Below are 11573 nucleotides of genomic sequence, written 5' to 3' on the forward strand. Positions count from 1 at the left end.
AGCATGGCAAAGTACTTAATTTATTTTCGTACACGTGCGGCTTTTCGTTAGCAGCAATGCAGGGCGGCGCTGATCACGTAATGAATATGGATATGAGCAAAGGAGTACTCAAAGTAGGTAAGCAAAACCATCAGTTAAATGGCTTTGACAAAGGCGTGAGTTACTTACCTCACGATATTTTAAAGTCGTTTGGTAAATTAAAAAAAGCGGCCCCGTTTGATCTGATTATTGTTGACCCCCCAAGTTTTCAAAAAGGTAGCTTTATTTTAACTAAAGATTACCAAAAAGTGCTTCGTAGGCTCCCTGAGTTACTTAATCAAACAACTAAATTGCTCTTATGCGCAAATAGCCCCGAGCTAACTGAGGATGCATTTAAAGCACTTATTGCTGAGCACACACAAGGTGCGATTGAATTTGTAGCGCGCCTTGCACCTACCGCACGCTTTATTGAAATAGACAGTGATAAAAGTTTAAAAGCGCTTGTCTATAAAATGTCACATTCGCCTGATTAAATGAAGCTCAGTAAACGACTGGCTGCGATTGATGCGCTGATCACTCGCCAGCAAAACACTATTTGGGATTGCTGCTGCGATCATGGCTATTTGGGAATGGCTTTGTTAAAGCGCTCAGCTGCGGATAAAGTCATATTTGTTGATATTTTATCCAATGTCATGGCCGACCTTGAGGCAACGCTTACACGTAACAAAAAATTAAGGACGCCTGGTGATAAAAAGCCTGAATGGCAGGTCTTGTGTCAGGACGTTGGAAGTATAAAGCTTGATGATGTAGCAAATCAGGTAGTGGTTATAGCGGGTATAGGTGGTGAGCTAGCGCTGCGTTTAGTGCAGCAAATAATAGCTAACAACTCGCCAGAGTGTGTAAAGCATGTTCGATTTATTTTATGCCCAATTCACCACACCTATTTACTGCGCAGTGGTTTATACACGCTTAATTTGGGTTTGCATAGTGAGCACATCATAAGCGATAAAAACCGTATATACGAACTCATAGAGGTTAGCTTTAAAAGCAACCAAACGGTAAGTAAAACAGGTGATGCCATGTGGGACTTAAATAATAAACAGCATACGGCTTACATTCAACGACTGTTAAATCATTATAATAAAATGCTCAATAAAGATGAGCTTTATTATCAAAAAGTTATAAGCGACTATCAAAGTCTATACGATAGTTAAAAAAGCCCAATTTTGTCGGGCGGCTGTGATCTAATTACATAACAAAACACGTAATGTAAGCACAGTTAATATCTTGCCCAGTGCGAGTTTATTTGGTTTATTTATGTCAGATAAAAATAGTCACCTAAATACGTTACTCAGTAACGACAAAAAATGGCAACATAGCTACGAGCAGCCAATTCCCTATGCGCCGCTTGTGCAATTAGCTAATAATAATTGGGTCGTTCCACAGCATTTTTTACGTTACAAACATACACTTGAAAGTGTAAATAAAGTGCTCGAAGGCATAGAGTTTTCAGCGCACTTTAGAGTTCTTGCTGCACAAAAAGGCGATGAAATATACCTACAAGTTGCAGTACTAAGCCCTGACAACTACAAAAAAAGCGGCCATCAAAATGCCGATAAAGCAAAAAAATTGCTATTTGGTAGACGCTGGATAGTAGAAGAAAACTTGCCCACTTCAGAACTTATTCAAACTGCTTTTTTAGCATTAAAAGTAGCGCGTGAGCACGAAGTGAGAGAGTTGTTTCAGTTAAAACAAAATGATGCAGTTAGCACACCGTTTAATAATCATCACGACTTACCTGTCATGGCGCAAAACCCTGAACTAGTCATACAAGCTAAGCACAATAATGACATTAATGATTTAATCAGCCGTATTGTTTTTGCTGACTCGACTGTTGAGCTTACCAGCCATCAAGTTATAAACGAGCAGCAACACTTGTATACAGTAAAGCTTCATTGCGACAACGCTCAGCTTAGTGAATTTAATAACAAAAAAATTGCGTTTTTAACTACGGGTTCGTCTACTAATCACTTTTTACATGGTTTTATTACAGCCTTAGTTAACACCAGCAACGACTACGTAAACGAGCAGTTTAAGTATCAAGGTTTTGCCCGCTTTAGTAAAAATGTGGCGGTAGAAAGTATTGGTAAATTAAGCATTGCAATGCGCTCACCAAATACAGTTGATTTGTGCTCAATGGGTAAGCAAGAAGCTAATCAATTAAACTTCGAAATAGACAGCGGGCGAGCACCTCAGGGGTGTGGACAAGCTATAGGTGGGTTTCTAGCAGCCCATGGAATAGAGCAACCAGAAAATGCCCATTTATACCCAAACTACCTTTAATAGCCTTAGCGAACAAGTAAGCGTTTAACAACGCTTACAGTTTGTTGATTTCTTGCTTAACGTTAAAGCTTGAGTCGGTCACAATGGCTTCGAGTGTTTGTACACGTTCTTTTAGTGCAACTAATTCTACTTTTGTTTCAGCAAGTTGTTTATGAGCATCGCTATTATTGTTTTGCATTTTATGTTTAAACTCTAAATGCTTTTTATACATATCGTAAACCACACCCGAACCCACAGATATAAGCACGATAAGTACAATCATCGTAGTACCAGACATAACTATATTCCTTTTATATTTTTATTTTTAAAGTATACGCTTTCTTCAATTTAGATAAAGCTGACAATTGTAACTTTATTTGTAAAGGGCGATGATTTGAAATCAATCAATTAACACTGTGACTATATACATGTGCATCAGTGCTTTTTGTTTGGTGTTCATACTTTATACAGTAACAGGGTTGTTTAATGTCAAATCAATCGCCATATAGTTACTAACACACTATTTTATAAACTAATTTTATCAGAGAGTTATTATGCTAAATAATAAAATACCTCCCGTTATAGTTGTTCTATTTTTTGCAGGCATTATGGCGCTTATAGCGCATTACAGTGTTATTGACTTTACTGTATTTGTTGCCTATTTGGCGGCAAGTTTAGTTATTATTGGTTGTGCAAGCTGTGTTGCGGGTGTTGTGAGCTTTAAGCTAGCCAAAACCACAGTAAACCCCAATAAACCAGAACAGGCATCAAAATTAGTTACCAGCGGTATTTACCGAATTTCACGTAATCCCATGTATTTAGGATTTGCATTTATTTTAGCTGGGTGGGGTGTGTGGCTAAGCTCTGTTTGGGCAATGTTAGGTGTTATTGGGTTTATTGGCTATTTAACGTTGTTTCAAATAATGCCAGAAGAACGTGCGCTTACTAAATTATTTGGTGATGAATTTACTATCTATAAAGCTCGCGTAAGGCGCTGGCTATAGAGTCTGAAATGCCGTGTAATTAATTTACTATGCAATAAAAAAGGCTATGTAACATAGCCTTTCTCTTTTATTTATGTGTTGCTTATTCGTATTCTAACGGATCTGTAATATTGTTTAGTGCAAATGCTTCTAAACGTTCTTGGCACGCACCACACTTACCACAGGCCTTTTCACGGCCGTTGTAACATGTCCATGTTTGGCTGTAATCTAAACCCATTTTAATACCGTCAGTTAAAATATCAATTTTGGTGTTATTAAGATATGGGCTAAAAATTTCTACTGCATCGTAGTTTGCAATACGACATACATCATCCATTTTTTGCACAAATTCAGGACGGCAGTCGGGGTAAATAGCATGATCCCCAGAATGAGCACCGTAATAAACTTGGCTTGCTTTTAGTGATACGGCATAACCAACAGCCAAAGAAAGTAAAATCATATTTCGATTTGGCACTATTGTGCTTTTCATGCTTTCTTCTTCGTAGTGGCCTTCTGGTACATCAATGTTATCGGTTAATGATGAGCCACCAATAAGCTGATTAATAGCTGAAATATCAACTATTTTGTGTGGCACATTGAGTTTTTCACACACATTCGCTGCAACTTTAAGCTCTTTTACATGACGCTGACCATAGTCAAACGAAAGGGCATATACATCATGGCCTTGTTGCAGGGCTTTATTTAACACGGTGAACGAGTCCATACCGCCGGAATAAATAACAACTACTTTTTGCGTCATATCTGTTTTGCTCTTAGTTTTAATAGAGGTTTATATCAGGGCGCGATATACTACACGGCCGCAGCTTAAATAACAATTTTTGCACAGCGCTTTTTCGTCTTTAATAGTAGCAATGTTGCTGCTAGGTAGTAAGTGAGATCTCTTTTGTACAAAATTAATGAAGTGTTTGAAACCATTCAAGGTGAAGCAAGCTTTACTGGCACACCCTCAATATTTTTACGCCTGCAAGGTTGCCCTGTAGGGTGTTCGTGGTGCGACACAAAACAAACATGGGATGTAGACAACGTATACAAAGTGTCTCTTGACGAAACCGTAGAGAAAAAAGCCGACTCAGATCATTGGGCCGATGCCAGCGCCGAGCAAGTACTTGAGCTGTTTAAATCACGTGGCTATACCGCAAAGCACGTAGTAATTACTGGTGGCGAGCCATGCATGTTCGATTTAAACCCAGTATGTAACTTATTACATGCACAAGGCTTTACTACACAAATAGAAACCAGCGGCACGTTTGAAATACTTGCCCCTGAGCAAACATGGGTTACTGTATCGCCTAAAATAAACATGCGCGGCGGTTATGAAGTACTTACCAGCGCCATGAAACGCGCCAACGAGATCAAGCACCCAGTAGCGATGCAAAAGCACGTAGAAGAGCTTGAAGAATTATTTTCTAAAACAGGTGTTAACCCAAAGCTTGTTTACTTACAGCCAATTAGCCAAAAAGTATCAGCAACCAAATTAGCAATCGATACCTGTATTGCCAAAAACTGGCGCCTATCAATACAAGTACACAAGTATTTGGGAATTAGTTAATGCGCAAAGGCGGCTTTAAGTGGTTAGCTGTAAGCGATAAGCTGCTCTGCGTTAAGTTATATTCTGTAGATAAAAGGTTGGGTTGAGTGAAACGAAACCCAACACCACAACCCTAATACTAACTCCATCTTCTTTATAGCAACCCCCATAATTGATTAATTAAACACGAAGGGCGGATAAGCGAAGCGCCATCCGACAAGGCTAGTTAATTTCTTCCCCGCAGTGATAGCACTTATTTGTTGGAAGGCGATAGCCTTTAGCCGATTGCATTACTTGGTTTTTCTTACACTTTGGGCAGAAGTAATTAATAACATTAACAATTAGTACGATTGCAAAAATAAAACCGCCAATATAAAACGGGTTTGCATAAAACTGATTACTTGCCGGCGAAAACTGAAACCCAATAATACATGTAATTAAAGCCACTAAATACGCTTTAAATTTAACTGCCTTTTTCAAATTTTAATCCTTATATTTTGTTTTTTATCCAGCCAATACTGAGTATATATCGGTTACCTTTTTCTACCTTTGATACTTGGTGCTTGCTGATATCAGGGCGAAATAACTTGATCCGTTCTGTTTCAAATATGAGGCTAGAGCAAATAAACTCTCCGCCTATATCCGCTTTTTTTAACACAATATTTAGTCTGTAATGCTGACCATCCTTAACAAGATCAGTGTGCGGTGGTATTTCACTTCCTTTTGGGAACTTTAATAAATACACATCAAACTTTATGGGCCAAAATGCACCACAAAGCAGCATTTTATCATAGCCCGATTTTTGCCTGCCTCGTGACCACCGAAATAGCTTTTTTACAAAAGACATACACACTCCTTGATTTAGAGACTTTAAATCGCGCTTTTAACTGTTGCTTAAAGCATTATGCACATTGAATATGAACACTTTAGGGCTTATAAATTACTCAGCACCATCTGTTTTATTTTATGAGCTTTAACGAAGTGATCTAACTGATGAGTTTGAATCCACCAAGTAGCAGCTTCCATTAAAAGTTCAGGATTGTTGTTTTTATTAGCAAAAAAAGCATAGAAAGACAGACCTACATTATCACCTTTACTGGCAATTTTTTTATCACATACTTCAATTATTTTAGTTCTTAATTCTTGTCTCATAAATAAGTAACCTAATAGAGCGTATTGGTGAAAACAAAAAGGAACAAACTTTAACTTTAAATTCAAAACGAGCAGTTGTTTATTTATTTTTCGAAGATGCTTTATTTAACCACGTTATTTAGTAAATAACATAAAAAAGCGCTGCTCTAGGGCAACGCTTTATGTATTTTTTTGGTCGTAGTTAGCGAGCTTATTCTGCCGCCAAATAATCAAGCACCACTTGGTGATGATCTTTGGTTTTGAATTTATCAAATAAGTGTTTAATTTTACCGTCTTGGCCTACTAAAAATGTAAGGCGGTGAATACCGTCGTATTCTTTACCCATGAACTTTTTGTAGCCCCATACACCAAATGCTTCAGCAATGGCGTGATCTTCATCGGCGAGTAAATCAAAGTTAAGCTCTTTTTTAGTTTCAAAGTTTTTAAGGCGCTTAATTGGATCTGGGCTAATGCCTACAACACAGGTGTTAAACTTAGCAAGCTCGGCTTGTTGGTCGCGCAGGTTTTCTGCTTGCACGGTACAACCTGGTGTAGACGCTTTAGGGTAAAAGTACACAAGTACTTGTTGCTCTTTTAACAATTCACTTAATGTGATTGTTTCGTCGTTTTGGTTTTGTAAGCTAAAAGCGGGTGCTGTATCACCAGCTTGTAATGGACTAATTGTGTTCATGCTATTTCCTTAACGAATGCGTTTAAAAATATAATCTACGTTTAGGGTATGAGAAAGGCTCTCAAAACTAATTTTAAATTTATCTATGTCTACATCTATGGGGATATTAAATTCTACTTCACAGCGCATTTTAGTGTCAGTTTCTTCATTAAACGTATCTGACTTTAAAGAGCAAATGCTGATGTGGTTATCGGCAAAAAAGCGTGTCACTTTGCTTAGCGTACCAGGGGTATCTATACCCGTGTATTCTAATGTGTAACCGGCGCAAAACTCGCTAGGGGTATGGCTGGTTGTGCGTTTCATCATGGTTAACAAGCCAAGTTCCATTGCTTTGGTTGGTAACACATGTTCAATTCGGCTAATGGCCGACATATCGCCCTGCAATAACATTATAAAGGTAAACTCGCAGCCTAAAATGGCAATGCGGCTGTCAATAATATTGCAGTGACAGTCGCTGACTAGTTGCGTCAGTTCACTGACAATACTAGGCCTGTCTTCGCCGATAGCAGTTAACACAATTTGATGATTTGAAAATGCAGTCATGGGTTAGAATACCTAAGTTACAAGGGTTATAACAACGCAATGGATAACACTACTAAATACACTCGAGGACTTGCTCGGCGGCGAAGTTTAACACAAAACAGTGTGTAAACTACAATGCGGGCTAATTAAGCGCGTTTAAAGTACGGTGTTTCTTGTTTTTACTAGCACAGGAAAGTACCATAGTTAAAATTTGCTTATTTGCCCTTAGTTTTTTCTAAGTTGAGGTGCTGAACTTTATTGCAATTAAGCAGCCAAATAAAAATGTAAAGTTAATATTGATTTTACACTGAACCAAATCGGCATAACCCACTCATATATTTGTTAAAACAATTAAAGGGTATGCTAAGGAGAATTATCTGTGCAGTATTGGATCCCAAAAGCACTTGCAGTAAGTGTATTGGTAAGTTTATCAGGGTGTAGTGTATTTGTTAACGATGCGCATAATGAACGTAATTACCGCGCGCACGAGCCAATAAAAGCGCCAGCGTCTTTATCTCAGCCGGCTCAAGATCCAGTTTATAAAATGGAAGTAGGTCAATATAACAATAATCCAGACGCAACCAATTATCGTCCACCAGCTCAAGTACTCACTGTAGCAAAAGGCAGCTGGGTCGAAGAGGCTGATAATTTAGCACGCGTATATTTTGATAAAAACGATGGCATTGTTGATTTAGATGACTTTATTTGGGATTCAATTAAAGCTGTTTTAGCTGAAAACAACACCGCTACTACCAAAGAAGATAAGCTACTTGGCATTATTGAAACCGATTGGTACGCAATTATTAAAACCGAAGAAAGCTGGTTGTGGGGCGATGAAAAAAACGATGACCTGCAACGTTTTAGATTTTCTATTGAAAAAAAATCGCATGAACGTACAGCCTCTTTACGTGCTGAGTTAATCGATTTTAAAGGTGATACAACACTTACAGACTTGCTTAAACAGCAATTAGAAGTGCGTGCACTTAACCAAGTTATTACTGAATTTGATTTCCGCTATCGCCAGCTTGAAGTTGATATGCGCAAGCGCCAAGGTATTATTTCTTTAGAAATGGGCTTTGACAATAAAGGCAATGCAGCGTTGGTTACTGAGCAATCTTACGATGCGGTATTTGATCGTTTTTCAGGCTTTTTAGAGCGTTTGTCGTTTACTATTGTTGAAATAAACCAAGATACAGGTTTAATTACAGCTGACTATAAAGCACCAGAAAGCAGTATGTGGGATTCGATTTGGGGCGACGATGTTGCGCAATTACCAATAGATGAAGGCCAATACCAAATTTTAGTGAGTAAAACTAAGCAAGGTGGCACAAGCTTAACCTGGATGGACGATAAAGGCGAAACGCTAGAGCCAGGTACCATGAATGGTTTACAGCAAGCACTAGAAGCAGCACTTATTAAGCGCGGCATTAAAATATAAATAATAATACTTTTTGTGGTTTTTATAGGTTAAAAATATGTCTCAATTATCAACTTCACCTCAGTACGATTGGCGTACTTGGTTTGCGTTCCTTGTGCCTTCGCTAATTGGTGTGTTTTTGTTCATGACGCCGGTGTCGAGCGGTGAAGCAATGACCATTCCTATTGCAATGATGGCCAAAGCCATGCAAGTATTTTTTGCAGATACAGCACAGGCCATTATTACTGCCATAATTTGTATAACGGGTGTGTTTTCACTCATTGTAAGTGTTTTTAAGCCTCAAGTGATTTGTAAAGTACCACTGTTAAACCACTTATTTAATGTTAGTTGGATTTGGTTGCTTACGCGTTTATTTGGTACTGCATTTGTACTAATGACCTTTTTAGGCGTGGGGCCGCATGCGATCACGTCTGAAAATACAGGGGCACTCGTGTTAAACGACTTACTTCCTGTGTTGTTTTCGGTATTTATACTGGCAGGACTTTTACTTCCTTTGTTACTTAACTTTGGGTTGCTTGAGTTGGTAGGTACGTTATTAACTAAAGTAATGCGCCCGTTATTTGGCGTTCCAGGGCGAAGTGCCGTTAACTGTGTGGCATCGTGGTTAGGTGATGGCAGTGTGGGGATATTAATGACTGCGCGCCAGTACGAAGATAAATACTACACACAACGCGAAGCCGCTGTGATTGGTACTACATTTTCTGCTGTTTCAATTACGTTTTGTTTAGTGGTTATTGGCCAAGTAAAGCTTGAGTATTTATTTGCTCCGTTTTATTTAACGGTGTGCTTGGCAGGTATTACTGCTGCTATTATTGTGCCGCGCTTGCCACCGCTTAGGTTTAAAAAAGATTTACTTATTGATGGCTCAGAGCCTGATGCAAACGCTGAGCTGGTACCTGAAGGTAAATCATTAGTGGGTCATTCTTTAGATATTGCGCTGGCCAAGGCAGATAAATCGCCGGGTATAGTGGGGACGTTAAAAGAAGGCGTACACAACGCACTTGATATGGTATTTGCTGTATTACCTGTTGTTATGGCCGTGGGTACATTTGCATTAATTATTGCAGAATATACGCCGCTTTTTCAATATTTAGGTATGCCGTTTATTCCATTTTTAGAATTGTTGCAAGTGCCTGAAGCTGAGGCTGCAGCACAAACAATCATGGTTGGTTTTGCCGATATGTTTATCCCTTCAATCCTTGCAGCTGGGACTATTGAGAGTGATGTAACACGCTTTATCATTGCCGCGATGAGTGTGACTCAGCTTATTTACATGTCTGAAGTGGGGGCGCTGCTGTTAGGAAGCAAAATTCCAGTAAACATTGTTGAGCTGTTTGTAATATTTATTCTCAGAACACTTATAACATTGCCGATTATTTCGTTAATGGCACATTGGCTTGTTGGTTAAGCTTATCTTTTAAATTAAAAGCCCTGATTTATCAGGGCTTTTTTGTGTCTTGTTTGTTTTTTAAGTGCGAGTCTGACTTTTTAAATTCCATATTAGCACTGTGTTTTATTAAGGCAATATTTCCTATTACAACACCAAATACCATCACCACAATGAGGATTACTTGCCATGTTTGCATTTTAATTTCTCAGTTTTTGTTTGCTGATTATTTTACGTTTTTAAATAGTAATTACCAGCAAACAAATCAGAGAGTATTAAAATCGCTTGGCAACCGATAAGGTCATAAAATCAAGGCCTGGATTGGGCTTTTGAAACCCCGCATTAGAATAATGAATAATTCGCAAAGCAATGTTTGTATCGCCTAAGTCGGCAACGAGTCCAATACGATCTTCAAATTGATAATGGCTACTTAAATTTTTACCACCAAACTGTGTTTCGTCAATAAGTGAAACACCAATGCCTGCTTCAACATAAAACGGGGTGTTATTAAAACTAAACGCTGGAAACTGCAATACAGGCGATACCGCTAATACCAAGTTGGATTGTGAGTGGTGGCTATGCGCAAATTCCCACAGGTTTACACTGGTTTCGATATAAAAGCGGGTATCTCCAACTAAGTTTTGCATTTTTGGCATATGGTATTGATAAGCTAATTTTATTCCATTTATATTACCCGTGCCTTTAAGTACGTCGACTGCGTAGCCATGGTTTGATTGCGCTAATGCTGTGGTATTAATAAAAAGTGAGGCGATTAATAAAATAAGTATTCTAAAAAAGGATTTCATAGCTGCTCGCTGATAGTTGGTTTATCGAAAAAACAAATGATGAGGGTGGGCAGGTTATAAATTCAAGGCGAGAGAAAATGGGGATGTATACGGTGTGTTAATAGGTTTTATTAACTTATTGAAATTTAATTACTTAATTTATTGGTGCTTTTTGGGCATTAATAAGTTGCTTATTTGTGCCTTTTTTATTGCGTATTAATGACGTAAATTAGCCTTATCTTAATCACACAAACAAAAAATATTATGAAACTTATTAAACTATTTTTAATTGCTACCGCATTTTTAAGCACATCGCTTTATGCACAAGCTCAGCAATCACCAGATATACTTTTAGAGTCTGTAGCAGACACCCTTTTTGCTGATATAGGTAAAGTGAACAGTAAAGGTAATGCCAGTAAAAGTGAAATGTCGGGAATTGTTGAAAAACGTTTAATGCCACATATTGATATTAAGTTTGTGTCTTTTAAACTATTAGGTAAACACATTAAAGGCATTGAGCGCCAACAAGCTGTTGATTTTATTAACGCGGTTGAGCATTACTTAACTGGTACATATGCCGGTGCATTAATGAAATACACAGGCCAAAAAGTGGTTTTTGAACACAATAATGCACAAAGCGATTCAGAATATGCCACGGTTAATACGCAAATTATAGAGCCTAACGCCCCCACAATTGATTTAAGCTTTAAGTTACGCCTAGGTAAAGATAACCAATGGAAGGTGTATGATATTGTAGCCGAGGGTATTTCGCTTTTAAGTGCTAAG

Annotated in this window: 17 protein-coding genes; 8 read left to right on the forward strand and 9 right to left on the reverse strand. The window is 38.2% G+C overall.

All coding sequences use genetic code 11. The features are described from left to right. From BCG07_RS05680 to BCG07_RS05690, 3 genes are all read left to right on the forward strand, one after another. Positions 1-512, forward strand: a 512-nt coding sequence (locus tag BCG07_RS05680) for a class I SAM-dependent methyltransferase (protein ID WP_286889197.1), incomplete at its 5' end; no start/stop codon positions are given. Then, positions 513-1193 carry a tRNA (adenine(22)-N(1))-methyltransferase TrmK gene (locus BCG07_RS05685; RefSeq protein ID WP_286889198.1) on the forward strand — a complete coding sequence of 227 codons (681 nt, stop codon included), beginning with the start codon at positions 513-515 and terminating at the stop codon, positions 1191-1193. A gap of 103 nt (positions 1194-1296) precedes the next feature. Beyond that, complete coding sequence (locus tag BCG07_RS05690) at positions 1297-2322, forward strand: hypothetical protein (protein ID WP_286889200.1); 1026 nt, start codon at positions 1297-1299, stop codon at positions 2320-2322. Positions 2323-2356: 34 nt separating this feature from the next. On the opposite strand, the gene BCG07_RS05695 is transcribed toward BCG07_RS05690, so the two are convergent. Continuing rightward, positions 2357-2599 carry a hypothetical protein gene (locus tag BCG07_RS05695; protein ID WP_286889202.1) on the reverse strand — a complete coding sequence of 81 codons (243 nt, stop codon included), beginning with the start codon at positions 2597-2599 and terminating at the stop codon, positions 2357-2359. Positions 2600-2855: 256 nt separating this feature from the next. On the opposite strand from BCG07_RS05695, the gene BCG07_RS05700 reads away from it, so the two are divergent. Continuing rightward, the gene (locus tag BCG07_RS05700; protein ID WP_006792319.1) at positions 2856-3305 is read left to right on the forward strand and encodes a methyltransferase family protein; all 450 of its coding nucleotides are present in this window, start codon (positions 2856-2858) and stop codon (positions 3303-3305) included. Between the two features lie 82 nt (positions 3306-3387). Here BCG07_RS05700 and queC read toward each other — a convergent pair whose 3' ends face one another. Beyond that, positions 3388-4068, reverse strand: coding sequence for a 7-cyano-7-deazaguanine synthase QueC (queC, locus tag BCG07_RS05705; RefSeq protein ID WP_353743793.1), 681 nt, complete (start codon positions 4066-4068; stop codon positions 3388-3390). Positions 4069-4188: 120 nt separating this feature from the next. Between queC and queE the strand changes: the two genes are divergently transcribed. Continuing rightward, complete coding sequence (queE, locus tag BCG07_RS05710) at positions 4189-4854, forward strand: 7-carboxy-7-deazaguanine synthase QueE (RefSeq protein WP_243533678.1); 666 nt, start codon at positions 4189-4191, stop codon at positions 4852-4854. Between the two features lie 201 nt (positions 4855-5055). On the opposite strand, the gene BCG07_RS05715 is transcribed toward queE, so the two are convergent. The 5 genes from BCG07_RS05715 to BCG07_RS05735 all read right to left on the reverse strand — a co-directional run bounded on the left by BCG07_RS05715 (position 5056) and on the right by BCG07_RS05735 (position 7198). Beyond that, positions 5056-5313, reverse strand: a complete 258-nt coding sequence (locus BCG07_RS05715; protein ID WP_243533230.1) for a hypothetical protein — start codon at positions 5311-5313, stop codon at positions 5056-5058. 10 nt (positions 5314-5323) lie between these two features. Beyond that, positions 5324-5680 (reverse strand): 2OG-Fe(II) oxygenase family protein, encoded by a 357-nt coding sequence (locus BCG07_RS05720; RefSeq protein WP_243533232.1) that lies wholly within the window; start codon positions 5678-5680, stop codon positions 5324-5326. 86 nt (positions 5681-5766) lie between these two features. Then, complete coding sequence (locus BCG07_RS05725; RefSeq protein ID WP_006792323.1) at positions 5767-5985, reverse strand: DUF6500 family protein; 219 nt, start codon at positions 5983-5985, stop codon at positions 5767-5769. Positions 5986-6175: 190 nt separating this feature from the next. Continuing rightward, entirely contained in the window at positions 6176-6655 is a 480-nt protein-coding gene (bcp, locus tag BCG07_RS05730) for a thioredoxin-dependent thiol peroxidase (RefSeq protein WP_286889207.1), read from the reverse strand. A gap of 9 nt (positions 6656-6664) precedes the next feature. Further along, positions 6665-7198, reverse strand: coding sequence for a glycine cleavage system transcriptional repressor (locus BCG07_RS05735; RefSeq protein ID WP_286889209.1), 534 nt, complete (start codon positions 7196-7198; stop codon positions 6665-6667). Positions 7199-7556: 358 nt separating this feature from the next. Here BCG07_RS05735 and bamC point away from each other — a divergent pair, with 358 nt between their 5' ends. Then, positions 7557-8615 (forward strand): NlpB/DapX family lipoprotein, encoded by a 1059-nt coding sequence (gene bamC, locus BCG07_RS05740; RefSeq protein WP_286889211.1) that lies wholly within the window; start codon positions 7557-7559, stop codon positions 8613-8615. Between the two features lie 37 nt (positions 8616-8652). Then, positions 8653-10023 (forward strand): YjiH family protein, encoded by a 1371-nt coding sequence (locus BCG07_RS05745; RefSeq protein WP_286889213.1) that lies wholly within the window; start codon positions 8653-8655, stop codon positions 10021-10023. 31 nt (positions 10024-10054) lie between these two features. Here the strand turns inward: BCG07_RS05745 and BCG07_RS05750 are convergent, their stop codons facing one another. Next, positions 10055-10201 carry a DUF2897 family protein gene (locus BCG07_RS05750; RefSeq protein WP_006792328.1) on the reverse strand — a complete coding sequence of 49 codons (147 nt, stop codon included), beginning with the start codon at positions 10199-10201 and terminating at the stop codon, positions 10055-10057. Positions 10202-10277: 76 nt separating this feature from the next. Beyond that, positions 10278-10808 (reverse strand): acyloxyacyl hydrolase, encoded by a 531-nt coding sequence (locus BCG07_RS05755; protein WP_010557548.1) that lies wholly within the window; start codon positions 10806-10808, stop codon positions 10278-10280. Positions 10809-11051: 243 nt separating this feature from the next. Here BCG07_RS05755 and BCG07_RS05760 point away from each other — a divergent pair. After that, a partial coding sequence (locus tag BCG07_RS05760) for an MlaC/ttg2D family ABC transporter substrate-binding protein (RefSeq protein ID WP_286889216.1) occupies positions 11052-11573 on the forward strand: 522 nt, incomplete at its 3' end.

It is taken from the genome of Pseudoalteromonas sp. ESRF-bin5 (genome assembly GCF_002632075.1).
In the GTDB taxonomy this organism is placed as follows: Bacteria; Pseudomonadota; Gammaproteobacteria; order Enterobacterales; family Alteromonadaceae; genus Pseudoalteromonas; species Pseudoalteromonas marina.